The following is a 19,489-nucleotide window of genomic DNA, read 5'->3' on the forward strand; positions in this document are numbered from 1 at the left end:
CACACCCGTGTCTTCACCGAAGCGGAGAACAACAACAATGAAACCGGCCTCGATCAACGCCCACGCGCGCCAGGTACTGCAAGCCGTGCAGGGCTCTGTTGCCAGCCACAGCGCGGCGGCAGACCTGGCGATCACCCGTTCGTGGCGGCGTTGCCTGGATCAATACCAGCTCGATCCGGCCAGCCGCCGCGCGCCGGATGTGCTCGAACAGGCGCGTTTGCGCGAACACCGTGCGCCGCTGGAACACATCATTTCCGTTGCGCACTGGCAGATGAACAGCCTGCACCAGCAACTGGGACGTGACGGCAATGTCGTGCTGCTCACCGATGCGCGCGGCGTGGCGATCGACAGCGTGTTCAACGAAGCCGAACGCGGCGAGTTCCAGCGCTCCGGGCTGTGGCTCGGCTCGGTCTGGAGCGAGGAGCACGAGGGCACCAACGGCGTCGGCACCTGCCTGGTCGAGCGCCAGCACGTGACCATTCGCCGCGACGAGCATTTCCGTGGCCAGCACGTCGGCCTGACCTGTTCGGCCAGCCCGATATTCGACGCCAGCGGTGAGTTGCTCGCGGTGCTCAACCTGTCCTCCGTGCGCGAGGAAAGCAGCCTTGAGCAACGCTTCAAGGCCATGGCGCTGACCAATCTGTCGGCCAGGTTGATCGAGAGCTGTTTTTTCCTTGGCCACGATCCGCAGCGCTATTTGCTGCGGTTTCATCCCGACGCCGGGTTTGTCGGGCTGCTGGGTGAAGGCCTGCTCAGCTTCGACGAGAGTGCGCGGATCTGTTCGGTGAATGCGGCGGCGCTGGATCTGTTGGGCCTGAGCCGCGAGCAGATGGTCGGGCAGTCGTTGACGATGCTGCTGGAAACGCCGATGGAGCAGTTGCTCGAACAGGCCAGTGCTCAGGCGCACGTCTGCTGGCCGATGCGCCTGGCCGACGGGCGCTTGTTCTACGGCCAGTTGCGCGAACCGATCCGCTCCGCGCCGTTGACCCTTGCGCCTGTCCCGCCAATCAAGGATGAGCGCGTGTGCCTGGAAGACCCGCGCCTGCAACGCGGATTCGCTCGCGCGTTGCGTGTACTGGAGCGTGACGTGCCGGTGTTTCTGCAGGGTGAAACCGGCACCGGCAAGGAGGCTTTTGCGGCAGCGCTGCATCGCGCCAGCTCCCGCGCCGGCCAGCCGTTTGTCGCGATCAACTGCGCGGCGATCCCCGAGACGCTGATTGAAAGCGAGCTGTTCGGCTATCGCGGCGGCAGCTTCACCGGCGCGCGCAAGGACGGCATGGTCGGCAAGCTTGAGCAAGCCCATGGCGGCATTCTGTTTCTCGACGAAATCGGCGACATGCCCCTCGCGCTACAGACCCGTCTGCTGCGGGTGCTCGAAGAGCGCCAGGTTGTGCCGCTGGGCAGCGCAACGCCGCGACCGCTTGATGTACGCCTGATCAGCGCCAGTCACCAGAATCTGCCAGCCTGCGTGGCCGACGGACGCCTGCGCGAGGACCTGTTCTATCGCATTGGCGGTTTCGCCGTGGAACTGCCGCCGCTGCGCGAGCGTTCCGACAAGGGCCGTCTGCTCGACCTCCTGCTGCGCGAAGAAGCGGCGGGCGCCACTGTGCGGCTGCAAGCGGGAGTTCGAGAGCGCTTGCTGGCGCAGCCTTGGCCGGGCAACGTCCGGCAACTGCGCACCTGTTTGCGTACGTTGGTGGCGTTGGCAGTGGAAGGCCGGGTCACGCTGGAGGACGTGCACGAGTTACTGCCCGCAAGTGACGACCAACCTGTTGACGATCCACTGGGCGTATCCGAACGGCAAACTCTGCTCAGCATGATCGAAGCTGAACACTGGCATGTCGCGCGAGTTGCCCGTCGTCTGGGGATCAGCCGCAATACGCTGTACCGCAAGCTTCGTCAGCATGGGATCACCCGACCTGGTTGAAGACAATCGCGATCATTTGCGTTAATTCGCTGTTGATTGCGTGCATTGCCGGGAAATTGCTTGGATCCAATCATTAACTCACTATATCGCACGCCGACAAGCGGTAGGCTGAGCCTATTGCTTAAAGTGATGGCGCAATGACATATTGCAGCACCTTTCCTCACTTCAAGATGTACCGAAAATGCGCCCCCTCAAGTCACTTGTTGCAGCGTCGTTGCTGCTCAGCGGGTGCAATGGAATGCCAGTCGCTTTTGTTCAGGATCCTGTTTTAGACCAAGCCTTTGTCGTCCACTCCGGCGCGCCTTTGCCTTACCTGCTGATGGGTTCGGCTGTGCAATGGAACGAAGACTTCGCCGTAACGGTGAAGCACATTCCTTACTTGTCGGGCACGGTTTTCCAAGGGCAGGCAGACGTGCAGTTCTTCCGCCACAAGGCCAATAGCGTGCCGGCGTGGCGCGGCTACAAGCCGGGCGAGGAGCTGACTTCGGTGGGGTTCAATTCGCTGTACATGTCGGTCAAGGGCACCGGCCAGGCGCTGCCGGCGATGGTTCGCCTCGACGTCAAAGAGGGCAACGTGCTTTATGGCACCCATAATGGCGCACTGGCCAAAGGCATGTCCGGCGGGCCGGTGTTTTCTGCCGATGGCAAAGTGGTTGGCATCAACGTGGCGTTTCTCACCCGTGATGATGTCAGCCGCCTCAAGCGCAAGGACCTGCTCGATCAACCGCGCGTGAGCATTTTCCTGCCGTACGCGGAGATCAATCGCGAGTGGTCGCGCTATCAGGCCAGCATCACCCCCACAGCGCCACCAGCGACCAAACTGGCCAGCCGCTGATCAGCGTTCGCGCAACGCTTCGCGGGCGCGGTTGAGTGGTTTGATCAGGTAGTCGAGCACGGTTTTTTCGCCGGTACGGATGTCCACCGTGGCGATCATCCCGGGCACGATGGCGAAGCGTTTGCCGGCCTTGTTGCGCAGTTCATCCGAAACGGTACGGATGAACACGCGGTAATAGAAGATTTCCGGCTTGGCTTCGTCCTGGATGGTGTCCGGCGAGATCGTCACCACTTCGCCGTCGAGGCTGCCGTAGATCGAATAGTCATAGGCGGTGATTTTCACTTTCGCCGCCTGGCCCGGGTGAATGAAGGCGATGTCGCGCGGCGAGATACGCGTCTCGATCAGCAGTTGTTCATCGAGCGGTACGATCTGCATGACCTGGCCGTTGGGCGCAATGACGCCGCCAATCGTGCTGACCTCGATGTCCTTGACGATGCCGCGCACCGGCGAGCGCAGGGTCAGACGCGACAGTGAATCGGTGCGCCCACGGATCACCGCTTCGAGCATCTGCGCTTCGGCGTTGGCCTTGGCCAGGTCTTCGCGGGCGCGGACCATGTAATCGGAGCGGGCTTCGGTGGCCTTCAATTCCAGCTCCGAGCGCTGACGGGTCAGGCGCAGCACTTCGACCCGACTCGAGGCGCCGATCTTCGCCAGGTTTTCAGTGATCGCCAGTTCGCTGCGCACCAGTTTCAGCGAGCTCTGAATACCGTCGAGGGTTTCCGCCAGACCTTTGCGCCGGGTCTGATAGAGCTCGGTTTCGGCGCGGATCAGATCGGGAAATTCCTGCAGCGATGCGTCGAAGGTCAAGGGCTTTTCGCTGACTTCGGCCTGCAAGCGGTCGACGCTGGCCAGCGCCGCGCGGTACTTGGCCGCGCTTTCGCCTACGTTGGACTGGTTCTTCACCGGGTCTAGTTGCGCGAGGATCTGCCCGCGCTCGACCAAAGCACCTTCGCTGACATTGAGCTGCTCGAGAATGCCGCCCTCCATCGACTGAATCACCTGTTCGCGCGAGCTGGGCACCACTTTACCGGTACCGGTCGAGACCTCGACGATCTCGAACCACGCCGCCCAGGCAATGAAGCAGGCGAGCATCAGCGCGCACCCCCAGATCACCTTTGCGCCACCGGCAAGGGCGCGCTCATCGCGGCCGTCGAGGTAGGACATCGGGTCCGGCACGTCGGTCATCATCGGCTTCATACCGCCACTCCTTTGCCCGGTGCGCGCAGCCGCGCCAATGCCGCGTCGCGATGGTCATCGATGACGATCCGTCCGTTGTCGAGCACGATGATCCGCTCGACCAGTTGCAACACACTGACCCGGTGCGTGGCGACCACCAGCGTTCGGCCCTGGGTCCAGGTCGCGAGTTTTTCCAGCAGCAGCCGCTCGGTGACGTCATCGAGCGCGGCTGTCGGTTCGTCGAGCAGCAGCACTTGTGGCTGGCGGATCAACAAGCGCGACAGCAACAGGCTTTGACGCTGACCTCCGGACAAACCCAGGCCGCCCTCAAGCACCAGGTGATCCATGCCTTTGGGCAGCTGCCGAACAAAGTCCAGGGCACCGGTGACGGTCAGCGCGGCGATGATTTCCTGATCGCTGGCCTGACCGGCACCGAGGGTGATGTTGTCGCGCAAGGTGCCATGAAACAGTCGCGCCTGTTGCGACAGCAGGCCGACGTCGCGGCGCAGATCGGCCGGATCCAGATGCGCCAGGGCGATGCCGTCCAGAGTGGTTTCACCGCTGCTCAGATCCATCGCGCCGCCCAGTGCTTGCAGCAACGTCGACTTGCCAGCACCGTTGCGGCCGAGCAGGGCGATGCGCTCGCCGGGCCGAATGCTCAGGTCGATGTTGTTGAGCGCCGGGGTCGATTCCTCGCTGTAGCGAAAACTGGCCTGACGCATGTGGTAGTCGCCGCGAATCGCCGGCAGGTGCACGCGCTGACTGCCTTCGGGATGATCCACCGGCATCTGCATGATCCGGTTCAAGCCTTCGAGCGCGACCTTGGCCTGCTGCCATCGGGTGAGCACGTGGGTCAGTTGCGCCATCGGCCCCATCATCCGCGACGACAGAATCGACGCCGCGACCAGGCTGCCGGTGGTCAGGTCGCCGGCGATCACCATTGGCGCGCCGAACACAATGACCACCGCGAACACTCCGCCTTGCACGTTCTGCGTCCACGCCACCAGGCTGTTGGTCAGGGTGCGCAGGCGCAGGCTGCTGTCCGCCGAGGCGGCGTTGTACTGGTTCCATTGTTGCTGGAAACGCTGCTCGGCCTGCAATGCCTTGATGTCGTCGAGGCCCTGAATACTTTCCACCAGCATGGCGTTGCGCAGCGCCGCTTCACGCATCGAGGCATTGGCCAGTCGCGCCAGACGCGGTTGCGCGATGATCCCGGGCAGCAACATGAACACCAGCGCCACCAGTGGAATCAGCACCAGTGGCCCGCCGATCAAATAGAACACCAGCAGGAACAGCAGGAAAAACGGCATGTCCGCCAGTGCCGTGGCAGTGCTGGAGGTGATCAGATCGCGGATCTGCTCCAGCTCGCGCAACTGCGAAATGAACGAACCGCTGGACTTCGGCCGCGCGGAATTGCGCAGGCGCAAGGCGTGGCCAAAGACCAGATCGGAGACGCGCAAGTCGGCGCGTTTGCCCAGCACATCGGTGATGCGCAGACGCAGAATGCGCATGACGAAATCGAACAGCAGCGCCAGCATCACCCCACCGAACAACACGTACAGGGTCGGCAGCGACTCGGCCGGAATCACCCGGTCGTACACCTGCATGGAAAACAGTACCCCGGCCATGCCCAGCAGGTTGGCCACCAGCGAGGCGATCATCACTTGGCTGTAAGGCCGCAGATCGGTGAGGACGATGCGCCGGAACCAGTGCTCGTCGTAGGGCTTGATGTAATCGTTGGTGCGCACGTCGGCCACCGGTTGCGTCGGACGCAGAATCACCGTGCGCAATGCCTGCTCGGCGAGCGCGCCAGCCTCCATGCGACTCTGCAAACCTTGATCGCCACTGAAGCAGATGCCCAGCTCGCCGGTTTCGCCGATGCTTTCGAGCACGCCGACCTGGCCGTCGCGCAGTTGCACCACCAGCGGCGTGCGCCAGCGGCTCAGGCTCTTGTTGTCGAATACCGCGAATTTCACGCTCAAACCGGCCTGACGCGCCATGTGCCGAACCACTTCTTCGACGCGGCCTTCGCTGTGCACCGAGGCCAGGCGCACGCTTTCCGGCGAGACGTCGAGTCGGTAGTGGCGGGCGACCTTCAACACCGCTTCCAGCCATGGCGAATAATCTTCGCGAGCTTCGGCAGCAGCGGGTTCGGGAACAGTGATGCTGGCATCGGTCATGGCAGGATCTCGACATTCTGGATGGCGCTGTGGTCGATGCCGAAGACCCGGCGAATCGCACCGCTGTTGTAGAAGCAGTCGATCTGCAGGCGTTGCAGATCAGCCTGGGTGTTGACCAGATCGAAGCGCGACTGATGGATTTCCTGCTCGGCGTTGAGCAGGTCGAGCAGCGGCCGCGTGCCCAGTTCCAGGTACTGGCGGCCATACAACATGCGCGCCTCGGTGATGCTGGTCTGGCGAAATTCCAGCGAGCGCAGCCGCCGGTTCAGACCCGAGGTTTGCGCCTGGGCTTCGGCCAGACCCTGGCGCGCTTGCAGACGGGCGAAGTCTTCGGCCGAATCCGCTGCGGTCAGCGCATGCCCGGCGGCGCGGCTGCGCGCACTGATCGCACCGCCCTGGTAGATCGGCACTTCGAGGTTGAGGAAGATCCCCACCTGGGTGCGATCAGCGCGCGAGTTCTGATCGTCGTAGTGGTCGTCCAGGTATTGGTTGACCGACGGTTGCAGCGACAGGGTCGGGTAGGCCTCGGCTTTGGCCTGGGCCAGCTCGGCCTGGGCCTGGGTGCGTTGCGCGGCGGCTTGGAGAACGGCGGGCAGGGTGTCGGAAATCTTCGACGCGTCACAGGCCTGAGTCAGTGTCGGTGCGGCGGCGTCACTGACCGCCGGCGGCGTGCGCCGTCCGAGCAGACTGGTCAGGGTCGCTTGCCAGCGTGCGTATTGCGCCTTGAATTCCTGCAACGTCGCCGTCGCGCCTTCGGCCCGGGACTGCGCCTGAACCATATCGGAGCGGGTGCTGGCGCCCATGTCGCTGCGCTGTTTGGCCAGATCAACGATGCCGCCGATGCCCTGAATCTGCTCGCGCGCAACCTCGAGCAGACGCTGATAGCGCTGCACCTCGATGTAGGCCCTGGCGGTGTCGCGGGCGATGTCGTCGATCGCCAGCAGAATCCCGGCCTGACTGCGCGCCACCCGGGCGCGGGCGGCGTCGACCGAACTGGAAACCTTGCCGAAGTCATACAGCATCTGCTTGAGGGAAATGTTCACCGACTGGCTGCCGGCATCGCTGCCGTAACCGCTGGTGTAGCCACCCTTGATGCCGCCGGTGACCTGCGGGTAATAGCCGGATTCGGCGACGTTGACCCCTTCGCCTTGCTGGAACAGGGTGCCGATGGCTTCGCCGATGCGTGGGTGCCAGTCCACGGCGAGCCTGACCGCTTGTTCCAGCCCCAACGCGTCCGCATCGGCGGACGCTTTCAGAGCAGGGGCAGGGCGCTGACGGCTTTCATTGCCTGCCGGTTGTTGCTGTTGCGACGGGCTGATGCTGCGCAAGCTGCTGTCGAGATTGTCGTCGGCGCGAACGCCGGCGGTGAAAGCGGGGTAGAGGCCGATGGTCAACAGGACCACCGGCCATTTCTGGCGAAAAACTGACTCCACAGACTTCCCTTACTGTTGAGAGACCAACGTTCGATGTCTTGTTTCAAACCACTTGAATGCCGTTCTGTACCCACAAGTGGTGGCTCGGATCCTCCTGCGCCGTGTATTGAACATAGTCGATGCCGTCGGCCTGTTGCGTGCCATCGGCGACCCAGCCATCGGTCATGTGCACGCTGTCCCTGTCGTCACCCTTGATCAGCAGGGTGTTGTTGTCCGAGGACGTGATCGCCAGCAGATCGCTGAGATTCAGTGTCAGCGCAACCGCACTGGAATGGTTGAGGTCAAGGATTTCGACGTTGTGGATCTTGCTCTGCAGATCGCCGAGGTTGATCGACACATCACCACCGGCCCAGAGCAGGGTGTCGGTGCCGCTGCCGCCGTCCACCGAGGTGAATTGCTGATCGGCGATGATCAGCGTGTCGTCGCCACCGCCACCTTGCAGGGTCACGGCGCCACCGTGCGACCCGTCGAGGGTGTCGTTGCCCTCGGTGCCCTGGATCAAGTCGCTGCCAGTGGCATGGGCCAGACCGAGGTCATCACTGGCCAGGGCCGAGAAAGCGGTGCTGGCAAATGCGCCGGCCTTGTTCAGGTCGATGGTCAGCGTCGCGGTATCCACGGTGCCGTTGGGGTGGGTGAGTTGGTAGGTGAAGGTGTCTTCCTGGCCGATCACCGCATCGGTCAGCCCGGCCTTGAGCGTGTAGGTGTAGTTGCCGTTGGCTTGGACCACCAGGGTGCCGTAGTTACCGACCAGCGAGACGCCGTTGTAACCCGGCGCAACGTAACTGCCGGCGACCAGCACGCTGAGCAAGGTGTAGACCGAGCCCAACACATCGGCGCCGCCGCCAGCGGTGTCGGTGAGCAGATTGCCCGATACCGGCGTGTAGCTGCCGACCACGAACTGATTGTTGTAGGTCGCGACGTTGATCAGGCTGGTGTTGACGCTGGTCAGCAGGCCGAGGCCGCCCACTGCCACCCGCACCTGATAACTGCCGGCGGTCTGGTCGTCGAACTTGATCCCGTAGTTGCCGCCGCCGAGATTGACCAGCGCGTTGCCGCCGTAACTCTTGACCAGCACGTACTGGTTGGTGGCGGTGTTGAGCTTGTACAGGCCCACCGTCATCGAACCGAGCAGCGCCAACAGGTTGCTCGAATTGACCACCACGGTCAGGTCACTGACGGTATCGGCTGCGACCACGGTGTTGTAGTTACCGCTGCCGCCGCCCAGCAGCACATTGAACGTGCCAAGGGCAGAGTTGGTGGTGACTTCGCGGTTGATCAGGGTGACGTCGGTTGAGGCGATGTCCGCTGTGGCATCAACCACCAGTGCCGGGCTGCCGAGATTGGCGTCATTCCACACTTCGCTGGCTTGCGGGCTGTCGATGCGCACATACAGATTGGCGGTGTCGCTCAAGCCGTTCGGGTGCACCAGTTGATAGTTGAACACGTCGACTTTGCCGACGCTGCCGACACTGCCGTTCGGTTTGTAGCTGTAGTTGCCGTTGGCGTCGATGGTCAGCGTGCCGTACAACCCTTGCACCGTGGTGCCGGCCCCAGCGCTGACCCAGGCGCCGTTCTTGAAGATCTGCAACTGCGCGCCGTTGTCCGGGCCGGTCTGATCGGCCGTGCCATCGACGCCGACGTTGGTGATGACGTTGCCGGTCACCGCTGGCCCGGCAATGCCGTTGAACTGGGTCAGGCTGCTGACATCCAGTTGCAGCTGGGTATTGACCGTGGTCAGCACGCCTATACCGGTGCTTGAAACCGTCAGTCGATAATCGCCTGACAGCAGGTTACCGATGTCGACCCGCACGCCTTGGCCGGCGAGCGCGATCAGGTCGAGCAGGCCGCCGCTGCCGTTGACATCCAGAGTCACCCAGTTGCCGCTGGCATCCTTCACTTGCAGGGTGTAGACCACGCCATCGATCAGCGAAATCAGGCTGCTGGTGGTCAGCGTCAGGGTCGGATCAAGACGCGTGCCGCCGGCGACGGTGAAAGTGAAGGTTTTCGAGAATCCGGCCAGCAGCGTGGTGAACGAGTCGTTGAAGGTCTGCGAGGCGGTGACCGGGGCCAGCGTGACGGTGCCGACGGCGAGGTTATCGCTGGCGATCACTGGCGCGTTGACGTCGACGTCCGGCGCAATGACGTTGGCGGCCACCGAAACGTTGCCGCGTGCGTCGCTAAGGTTGATGGTGAGGTTTTCACCGTTGATCTGCGCGCTGTTCAGGGTGACGGTAAACACGCCGAGGTTGTTGACCGTGCCGGTTCCGAGAACGGCGCCGCTGGCCGACTTGATGGTGACGGTTGCGCCGACTTCGCCGGTACCGGTGACGGTCAGGCCGTCGGCGCCGACCAGCAGCGCCGTGGCGGCAGCGGGCGGTGTCAGGTCTGGCGCCGTCGCGGTCGCCGCAGCCGATACGTTGCCGCTCGGATCGGCCTGGGTGACGCTGAGCACCTGGCTGTTGATCTGCGCCGAGGCCAGTGCCACGGAGAAACTGCCGTTAGCGGCGACGGTGGCGGTGCCGAGCACCACGCCGCCGGCGCCAAGTACGCTGATGGTCGAACCGGGCACGCCGACGCCAGTGAGCACGGTGCCGCTGCCATTGACGCTGACGCCAGTCGGCGCGCCAGGGGCGGTAATGTCCGGCGCTGTCAGGCTGGCGTTGGGCGACAGATTGCCGGCCGGGTCGACCAGACGCACGGTCAACAGCTGCCCGTCGAGTTGTGCGGTGTTCAGGTTGAAGCTGAACGTGCCGCCACTGCCCACGGTGGTAGTGCCAATCAGCGCGCCGCCCGGGCCGTAGACGTTGACCGTCGCACCGGCTTCGCCCGTACCGCTCAAAGTCAGACCGTTGGCAGCGAGCGTCAGACCGCTGGCTGCAATCGGCGCCTGCACGTCAGGGGCCGTCAGATTGAAGACCTGCGACAGATTGCCCGTCGGGTCGGCCTGTTGGACGTTGAGCTGTTGGCCGTTCAGTTGCGCGCTGGACAGTTGCACGGTGAAGGTGCCCCCAGCATTGACCACGGCGGTGCCGAGGACGGTACCGGCTGCGTTGGTCACGCTGACGGTCGCGCCGGCTTCACCCGTGCCGCTGACGGCTAGTCCGGTGCCGTTCAGGCTGACATTGCTCAGCGGCGCCGGCGCGGTGGTATCGGCGACGCTGAGATTGGTAACCGTCGAAACGTTGCCCGCCGCATCGCTCTGCGTGACGCTCAGCTGCTGGCCGTTGAGTTGTGCGGAGGACAAGGTCACCGAGAACGAGCCATTGCCCGCCACCGTCGCCGTGCCCAGCACCGTGCCACCCGCACCGCGAACAGTGACGGTGGCGCCGGCTTCACCGAGCCCGCCGAGGACCAGACCGGCACCGCTAAGGACCAGCGCCGTCGGAGCGGCCGGGGGAGTGATGTCGGGCGCGGTTACGTTAAGCCCCGGCGAAGTGTTGAGTGCCGCATCGGTCTGAGTCGCATTGAGCACCTGACCGTTGACCTGCGGCGTATTGAGCTGTGCGCTGAAGGTGCCATTGGCGCCGACCGTCGCATTGCCCAACACCACGCCGCCAGCGCCGGTGATAGTCACCGACGCGCCGACTTCGCCGCGACCGGTAACGACTGTGCCGTTGGCATTGACCGCCAGATCGCTGAGTGGCGCCGGCGCCGAGGTGTCACCTGCGGTGATTTCAGTCGGCAGCGAGGCACCCCCCAACGCAGTGTTGGCGGTGACTTCGAGGCTTTCGCCGTTGGTTTGCGCAGGCGTCAGCACCACGCTGAACGTGCCATCCGGGCCAGTCACGCCGGTGCCGATCAGGCTGTTGTCCGGCGCGTAGACATTGATGGTGGTGCCGATCGCCGCCGTGCCGGTCAGCGTCACGCCGTCGGCTGTCAGCACAAGATTGTCCGGCGCAGCCGGGGCTGGCACTGCCGGAACAGTCAGGTCGGCGTCTGCGGACACGTTAGTCGCGACGTCTGTTTGATTCACTGTCAGCACCTGGCCGGCAGTGATGCCCGGATCCAGATCGATCAGGAATGTGCCGTTGGCCGCGACCGTGCCGGTGCCGACAACATTGCCCAGCGCATCGGTCACTTCGACACTCGCGCCGGCTTCGCCACGACCGGCGAGCTGGCTCAGATCGCCGCTGATGGTCAGACCGGTGACGGCATCCGGAGCCGTGGTATCTGCCGCCGGGTAGAGCAGCTCTGGCGATGCGTTTTGCGCCTCGTCCGTCGCGATCACTGACAACAACTGACCATTGGCCTGAGCCGGATTCAGCGTGACTGTATAGGTGCCGTCGCCCAATGCCACCGCTGTGCCGAGCACGGTGCCGGTGGCGGACAGCACAGTCACGGTGCTGCCGGCTTCGGCGGTCCCGGCGAGCAAGGTGCCGGCGCCGGTCAGCGATGTCACCGTTGGTGCGATCGGTGCAGTGCTGTCCGGCGCGTCGACCAGAACGGGCTCGGACTGGTTGGTTTGTGCGTCGGCCTGCACGACCGACAGTGCGCGGCCATCGAGTTGCGCAGCCGACAACGTGACGCTGAAACTGCCATCTGCCGCCACCGTCGCTGTGCCGAGCACCACCGCGCCGTCAAGCACGGTGACGGTTGCGCCGGGCTCGCCGGTACCGGTGACGGTCAAGCCGTCCTGGCTGACGTTGAGGTCGGCCACCTCCAGTGGATCGGTGATATCGCCCGCTTGCACGGGCGCTGTCGGCGATGTGTTGGATGCCAGATCGGTCTGATTGACGCTCAACAACTCACCGTTCACTTGCGGCGGGTTGAGGGTCACGCTGAACGAGCCATTGCCGGTCACGGTTGCCGAGCCCAGTACCGTGCCAGTCGCACTGAGCACGCGCACCGTGGCGCCGGCTTCACCGGTACCGGTCAATGTCACGCCGTCGGGCGCGAGAACGAGGCCGGTGGGCGCAGCGGGCAGGGTGATGTCCGGCGCAGTGACGGGCACGATCGGCGAAGGGTTGCCCGCCGCATCACGCTGGATCACCGACAAGGCTTCACCATTGAGCAGCGGCTGGTCGAGCGTCACGCTGAAACTGCCGTCGGCCTGCACCGTGCCAGTGCCGACGATGGTGCCCAGCGCATTGGTGACGACCACCTGCGAGCCAGCCGCACCGGAGCCGGTAATCAGGCTGCCGCTGGCGTCGATCTCGACATCCGTCAGCGCGGCAGGAGGCGTGCTGTCCGGTGCGGTCAGGGTGCCGGCAGGCGAGGCATTGCCGGCTGCATCCGCCAACACCACGAACAGCGCTTGGCCATTGGTCTGCACCGGGGTCACGGTGATCTGGAAACGACCATCGCTACCCACGGTGCCGGTGCCCAGTTCGGTGCCATCGGCCGACGTCACACGGACAGTGGCGCCGACTTCGCCGGTACCGGTGAGAAGACCGCCATCGGCATTCAGTTGCAGATCGGCCGGCGTCGCTGGCGGGGTCAGATCCGGGGCGGTGACCGTCACCGGGGCGCTGACGTTGCCGGGTGGATCAGCCTGTTGCACGCTGAGGATCTGTTCATTGATCTGCGGCGGATTGAGGGTGACGCTGAAGGTGCCGTCACCGAGTACCACACTTGTGCCGAGCAAAGTGCCGTTGGCATCGCGCACGGTCACGGTCGCGCCGGGTTCGCCAGTACCGATGACCAGCGCGCCGGACGAGTTGATATCGACGTTGTCCAGTGGATCAGGCGGGGTGAAGTCCGGCGTGGTCAGGTTCACTGCCGGCGAGTCGTTGCCCGCCGCGTCGGCCTGAACCACGGTGATCACTTCGGCATTGGTCAACGCCGGGTTCAGTGGCAGGGTGAAGGTACCGGTCGCGCTGACCACGGCGGTGCCAAGCACGTTGCCGTCGCTGTCGATGACCCGGACCAGCGCGCCCGGTTCGCCGCGCCCGGTCAGGCTTGCGCCGTCGCCGCCGATGCTCAGTTGCGAAACAGCGGCTGGCGGTGTGCTGTCGACCGAAGTGAACGGCGTGGCTGCCGAGGTGTTGCCCGCCGCATCCGTCAGTGACACGGTCAGCGCCTGACCGTTGGCTTGTGGCGTAGTCAGGGTTATCGCAAACGTGCCGTCGATGCTCACGGTGCCGGTCCCGACCAGCGCTCCGGCAGCGTTGTACACGTTGACCGTGGTGCCGGCCTCACCGGTACCCGACAGCAAGGTGCCGTCAGTGCTTGCCACCAGCGCCGCCGGCGCATTGGGCGCGAGCAGGTCCGGGGCGATCAGGTTGACGCTGTTGGATTCGTTGCCGGCGGTGTCGGCCTGGCTCAGGCTCAAAGTCTGACCAGAGGTCTGTGCCGGGCTGAGGGTGACGCTGAACGTGCCATTGGCCGCCACCACGGCGCTGCCGAGAACCACTCCGCCCGTGCCGAGCACGGTCACCGTGGCGCCGGCTTCACCGCGCCCGGTCAGAGCCGTGCCGTTCGGTGCCAGGCTCAGCTCGCTGAGCGGCGTTGGCGCGGCGATATCGGCAGCGGTGTAGTCGGTCGGGGATGAATTGATACCGGTGCTCGACGTCGCCACGGCAGACAGCTGTTCGCCGTTGAGTTGCGCGGCATTCAACGTGACGCTGAACGTGCCGTTGGCCGCCACCAGCGCGCTGCCGAGCAACACGCCCGAGGCATTGCGAATGCTCACGGTGCTGCCGGCGGTGGCCGAGCCGGTGAGGGTCAGACCGTCAGCGCTGAGGGCCAGATTTGTCGGTGCACTTTCCGCCAGATTGCCCGGCGCGGTCACCGGCGCCGCCGGTCCGGTGTTGCCGGCTGCATCGATCTGCACCACGGAAAGATTCGATCCAGCCACCGCCGCCGGGGACAACGTGACGCTGAAATTGCCATTGCTGGCAACGGTCGCAGTACCCAGCAAAGCACCGCCGGCATCGCGAACTTCCACGCTGGCGCCGACCTCACCAATGCCGGTCAGGGTGGCACCATTGGCGCTCACCGCCAGATCGCTGGTCGCCAAGGGGGCGGTGGTGTCGGTGGCGTTGACGATGCCCGGGGCCGACGGATTGCCCGCCGCGTCGGTGGCTGTCACGTTGAGTGCCTGGCCATTGGTTTGCGGGCTGTTGAGGGTAATCTGGAAAGTGCCGTTTGCGGCCGCCGTGGTGGTCCCGAGAAGATTGCCCTGGCTGTCGCGTACGGTCACCGTACTGCCGGCCTCGGCGTTGCCCGACAGTTGCACGCCGGCAGCATTGAGCGTCAATGCGCTCGGAATCGCCGGGGAGGTCAGATCCGCGGCGATGACTTCAACCGCCGTCGAAACGTTGCCCGGCGGATCTTCCTGAGTGACGGTCAGCACTTCGGCATTCAGTTGTGCTGCGTTGAGGGTGACAGTGAACGCGCCGCCACTGCCGACCTGCGCGGTGCCGAGCAAGGTGCCGTCGGCGCTGCGCACAGACACCGTGGCGCCCGGTTCGCCATGACCAGTGACGGTGACGCCGTCAGCATTCACCGCGACTTGGGTCAGTGCAGCTGGTGGGCTGATGTCGGGTGCGTTGACGCTGGTCGACGGCGAGACATTGCCGGCAGGGTCGGTCTGGCTGATCGCCAACGCCTCGCCGTTGGTCGGCGCTGGCGCCAGGGTCACGCTGAACGCGCCGTCTGCGCCAACCACGGCACTGCCGAGCAAGGTGCCGTTGGCGGTGGTGACATTGACCGTCGCGCCAGCTTCACCCGTGCCGCTGAGGGTGCTGCCATCGGCGCTGATCAGCGGATTCTGCACGGCGGCCGGCGGGGTGCCGTCGACGGTGACCACGCCAGTGGGAATCGAGGTGTTGCCGTTGGCGTCGGTCAGGGCGACCTGCAGGATTTCGCCGGTGTTCTGCGCGTTGGGCAAGGTGACCTGGAAATTGCCGCTCTGATCGACCACGCCGGTGGCCAGAACATTGCCGGCGGCATCGCGCACGGTCACGGTGCTGCCGGCTTCGCCCTGGCCTTTGACCACGGTGCCGACGTCATTGATGCTGACGCCAGTCGCTGCAGCTGGCGGTTGCAGATCGGTAGCGATGATGCCGGCGGGTTGCGACAGGTTGCCGGCGGCGTCGCTTTGGATCGCGGTAAGCGCCTGGCCATTGAGCTGCGCCGGCGTCAGCGTCAGGCTGAACGTGCCATTGCTGGCGACCAGTGCAGTACCGAGCACGGTACCTGTGGCGTCGGTGACAGTGACCGTCGCCCCGGCCTCTCCGCGTCCAGTGAGTGTCGTGCCGTTGTTATTCAGCGCCAGATTGGTCACAGCGTCCGGCGCCGTGCCATCGATCGCCGTCACCGTGCCCGGAATCGACACGTCACCGTCGGGACTGGTGGCCGTCACTTGGAGAACTTGCGCATTGATCTGTTTGCTGCTGAGCAACAGGGTGAAGCGGCCGAAGCTGTTGATCAGACCTGAGCCGAGCACCGTGCCGCTGCTGCTGGTCACCGTCACGGTGCAACCGGGCGTTCCGGCGCCGGTCAGGGTGAAACCATCGGCACTCAAGGCCAGATCGGTCGGGGTCGCGACCTGGCTACCGTCCAGTCCTGCCAGCGGCACGACGGGCGAATCATTACCGCCGCCATCCGTGCTGATGACTTCCAGATTGCCGCCAGGCTCGGCCGGTGGACTGAGGGTCACGACGAAGCGGCCGTCCTCACCCGCCGTTGCGGTACCCAGCACGAGACCGCCGCCAGCGATGCTGACGGTGACCGTCGTGCCCGGTTCGGCAAGTCCCGACACTTGCGTGCCGGCCGGGTTGAGCGCGAGATCGCTGACCGCTGCCGGCGGCGTACTGTCCGGCGCGGCAACGGTGCCTGGCAGCGAACTGTTGGCGCCGTCCGACACCACGACTTGCAAGGCTTCGCCATTGGTCTGCGCAGTATCGAGGTCGACCGTGAAGGCGCCCGTGCCGTCAGCGGTCGCAGTGCCGATGACGTTGCCGTCGGCATCCAGCACCTGCACCGTGTTATTGGGCTGCGTGATGCCGGTGACCGTGGCCCCTGCAGGATCGACGACCAGCCCGGTCGGTGCAGGCGGGGCGGTGATGTCCGGTGCGGTGACCGGCGTGGCCGGCGAGGGCAGGGCGCTCGCATCGGTCTGGACCACACTCAACACCTGACCGTCGAGCTGAGCCGGGCTCAGGTTGACGCTGAAACTGCCGTCGCTGGCAACTACCGTCGTACCGATTACCGTGCCGTCCGGTGCGCTGACCGTTACGGTGCTGCCGGCTTGCCCGGTACCGGTCAACGTCACGCCGTTGCTGGCGAGCACGACATTGTCAGGCGCTAGCGGCGCGGTGGTGTCCACTGCGGTCAGCGGCGTGTTGGGGGAAACGTTCACGCCATCCGATTGGCTCACTTGCAGTTGTTGGCCTTCGATCTGCGGGCTGTTCAGCGGCACTGTGAAGGCGCCGGTGCCGTCGACGATCGCGGTGCCCAGCACATTGCCGGCCGAATCCTTGACCGACACGGTGGCACCGGGTTCGCCGGTGCCGCTCAGTTCAGTGCCGCCTGCATTCAGCGACAGATTGGAAGGGGCAGTGGGGGCCTGGATATCCGGCGCTTCAACTGGAACTGCCGGGGAGCCAGTGGGCGAGCCATCGGTCTGCACAACGCTGAGGTTCTGGCCATCGGTTTGTGGCGACGACAGGGTGACTTCGAACCGGCCGTTGCTGCCGACCAAAGCTGTTCCCAGCACGGTCCCGTTGGTGTCAGTGACAGTAACGGTGGCGCCGATCTGACCCGCGCCGGAAACTATGGCGCCATTGGCGGAAATGCTTACATCGGTCACGGCTACCGGTGTGGTCAGATCGGGTGCGATTACGTTGACCGGCGCCGATGGATTGCCATCTGCGTCGGTCTGGATCACTTGCAGTTGTTGCGCATCGGTCTGTGGTGTGGAAAGTGGAACGGTAAAATTGCCATCGGCATCCACCGTGCCCGTGCCGATGATGTTGCCGGCCGGATCGCGCACAGTGACCGACGCACCCAACTCACCCTTACCGGTGAGCGTCTGCCCCTGAGCGTCGAGCGCGAGATCGGAGACGGCCGTCGGCCCTTGAGTGTCAGGCGTGACGTAGTTCAGTGGTGCGGAAGTGTTGCCAGCGGCGTCGCTGGCACTGATCTGCAGTGTTTCGCCATTGTTCTGCGGACTGCTCAGTTGCAGGCTGAACGTGCCGTCCGCGGCCACCACGGCCGTGCCGAGCAGATTGCCGTTGGCGTCGCGCACCGTCACGGTCGAACCGACCTGGCCGCGTCCACTCAACTGCGTGCCATCGATGCTGACCGCGATGTCACTTGGTTGGGTCAGTCCGTCGAGGTCAACCGCGATGATAGTCACTGCTGGCGAAGGGTTGCCCGCGGCGTCGGTGACCAGCACGCTCAGCGCCTCACCATCGATTTGCGCGGCGTTGAGTTGCACGGTGAACGAGCCATCGGCGGCGACCAGAGCTGTCCCCAGTAGCGTGCCTTGGGCATTGGTGACGCTGACTGTGCTGCCGGGTTCGCCACGGCCGGTGACCGAGAGGCCGTCGCTGCTCACCGCCAGATCCGTTGCAGCGGCGGGGCCGGTGATGTCCGGCGCATTGAAGGTGATGGCCGGCGATTGCGCACCGGCGCTGTTGACTGCCACGACACTGAAGGTTTCACCGTTGGCCTGCGCACGAACCAGCGTCAGCAGGAAAGTGCCGTCAGCAGCCACCGCCGCACGCCCGAGCAATTCGCCGTTGGCGGCACGGACTTCGATCGTGGTGCCGGCCCGGGCGGTGCCGGTCAGCTGGCTGCCGTCGCTGCTCAAACCGAGATTGCCTGGCGTCGTCGGTTCGACGATCTCCGGCGCGCTGACCGTTGCGCCGGTCGAGGTGTTGCCTGCGGCATCGGTGGCATTCACTGTCAGCGGCTGACCGCCGGTTTGCGCGGGGCTGAGGGCGACGCTGAAGGTGCCGTCGGCCGCAACCACGGCGCTGCCGAGCAGGCTGCCATCGGCGGCGCGCACCTGGATGGTCGAGCCGACTTCACCGGTGCCGCCGAGTTGCGTGCCATCGGCGCTCACAGCGAGGTTGCCAGGCCCAGTGGGCGCGGTGGTATCCGGCGCAGTGACCGTACCCGGCGTCGAAACGTTGCCCGCAGGGTCGGTGAGCGTGACGTCGAGCGGCTGGCCATTGTTCTGTGGCGTACCCAGGTCGACCTGGAAACTGCCATCGGCGCCAACGGTACCGGAACCCAAAAGGTTGCCGGCTGCATCGCGTACCTGAACGACACTGCCAGCTTCGCCAAAACCACTCAGCACCCGGCCATCGGCCGACAAGGTTAATCCGGTCGCGGGCGCAGGAGGCGTCGCGTCTCCACCGCCACCGCCACCACCACCACCACCACCTCCGCCGCCCCCACTTCCGCCGGCAGCGGCTGCCGCACCACCCGCGCCCAACAGGCCAAGCCCGGCAATCGCCCAGGCCGGCGTCGCACCATCCACCACTCCGACGCCAGCGATCAGCTCGTCCAGCGAATTGATTTCGTCAAAGGTAAAGCCATTGAACGGCTCGGCGCTGTAGCGCGCCTGCCACAGCGTCGCGTCGTCACCCTGAAAGACAATGTCATTGGGCACGCCGTCAGGGCTGGTGACAAAGAAATTGGAGATTTTGATTTGCTCGCCAGACTTCAGATTGACGATCAAATCCTGACCGCTGCGACTGGTCGACGCCAATTGATCGGGCCGAACCGGCATTTGTACAACTGAAGGCTGACTGAGCTGAACATTGCCCCAGTTCTGGGCAGTGAGCTGAGAATTGGCTTTGTCGGCAATGACGATGTTGTCCATTACTACTCCCTGTAAATGGGTGGGGCGGACGTCCACGGGTGGTTTTAAAACCATAGATAGGGAGTGTCGGATGGGGCTGCCTGATTTTTGACGAGCGTATGGATGGGCCATTTGCCCACGTTTATCTATTTGAAAATCTGTTCTATTCAGGTCGTTACC

Annotated in this window: 6 protein-coding genes; 2 read left to right on the forward strand and 4 right to left on the reverse strand. The window is 64.6% G+C overall.

What is annotated here, in order from left to right:
* The first annotated feature begins 37 nt into the window (after window positions 1-37).
* Window positions 38-1,927 (forward strand): sigma-54-dependent Fis family transcriptional regulator, encoded by a 1,890-nt coding sequence (locus KVG87_RS08580; RefSeq protein WP_217850214.1) that lies wholly within the window; start codon window positions 38-40, stop codon window positions 1,925-1,927.
* Window positions 1,928-2,165: 238 nt separating this feature from the next.
* Window positions 2,166-2,762 carry a trypsin-like peptidase domain-containing protein gene (locus tag KVG87_RS08585; protein ID WP_143170125.1) on the forward strand — a complete coding sequence of 199 codons (597 nt, stop codon included), beginning with the start codon at window positions 2,166-2,168 and terminating at the stop codon, window positions 2,760-2,762.
* On the opposite strand, the gene KVG87_RS08590 is transcribed toward KVG87_RS08585, so the two are convergent.
* From KVG87_RS08590 to KVG87_RS08605, 4 genes are read right to left on the reverse strand one after another with little or no spacing between them, the layout of a single operon-like run.
* Complete coding sequence (locus KVG87_RS08590) at window positions 2,763-3,950, reverse strand: HlyD family type I secretion periplasmic adaptor subunit (protein ID WP_437180894.1); 1,188 nt, start codon at window positions 3,948-3,950, stop codon at window positions 2,763-2,765.
* Window positions 3,951-3,955: 5 nt separating this feature from the next.
* Window positions 3,956-6,118, reverse strand: a complete 2,163-nt coding sequence (locus KVG87_RS08595; protein WP_217850216.1) for a type I secretion system permease/ATPase — start codon at window positions 6,116-6,118, stop codon at window positions 3,956-3,958.
* Window positions 6,115-7,551: a TolC family outer membrane protein gene (locus KVG87_RS08600; protein ID WP_217850218.1), complete on the reverse strand. Its 1,437-nt coding sequence runs from the start codon at window positions 7,549-7,551 to the stop codon at window positions 6,115-6,117. Before KVG87_RS08600 ends, KVG87_RS08595 begins: the two co-directional genes overlap by 4 nt.
* Before the next feature lie 43 nt (window positions 7,552-7,594).
* Window positions 7,595-19,330 (reverse strand): BapA/Bap/LapF family large adhesin, encoded by an 11,736-nt coding sequence (locus KVG87_RS08605; RefSeq protein ID WP_217850220.1) that lies wholly within the window; start codon window positions 19,328-19,330, stop codon window positions 7,595-7,597.
* Window positions 19,331-19,489 lie beyond the last annotated feature (159 nt).

The sequence above is a fragment of the Pseudomonas siliginis genome, assembly GCF_019145195.1.
Lineage (GTDB): Bacteria > Pseudomonadota > Gammaproteobacteria > Pseudomonadales > Pseudomonadaceae > Aquipseudomonas > Aquipseudomonas siliginis.

Excerpts from the sequence above, each read along its gene's own strand:
- KVG87_RS08585 (WP_143170125.1), top strand. The coding sequence starts at position 2,166 with ATGCCAGTCGCTTTTGTTCAGGATCCTGTTTTAGACCAAGCCTTTGTC.
- KVG87_RS08580 (WP_217850214.1), top strand. The coding sequence starts at position 38 with ATGAAACCGGCCTCGATCAACGCCCACGCGCGCCAGGTACTGCAAGCC.
- KVG87_RS08605 (WP_217850220.1), bottom strand. The coding sequence starts at position 19,330 with ATGGACAACATCGTCATTGCCGACAAAGCCAATTCTCAGCTCACTGCC.
- KVG87_RS08595 (WP_217850216.1), bottom strand. The coding sequence starts at position 6,118 with ATGACCGATGCCAGCATCACTGTTCCCGAACCCGCTGCTGCCGAAGCT.
- KVG87_RS08590 (WP_437180894.1), bottom strand. The coding sequence starts at position 3,950 with ATGATGACCGACGTGCCGGACCCGATGTCCTACCTCGACGGCCGCGAT.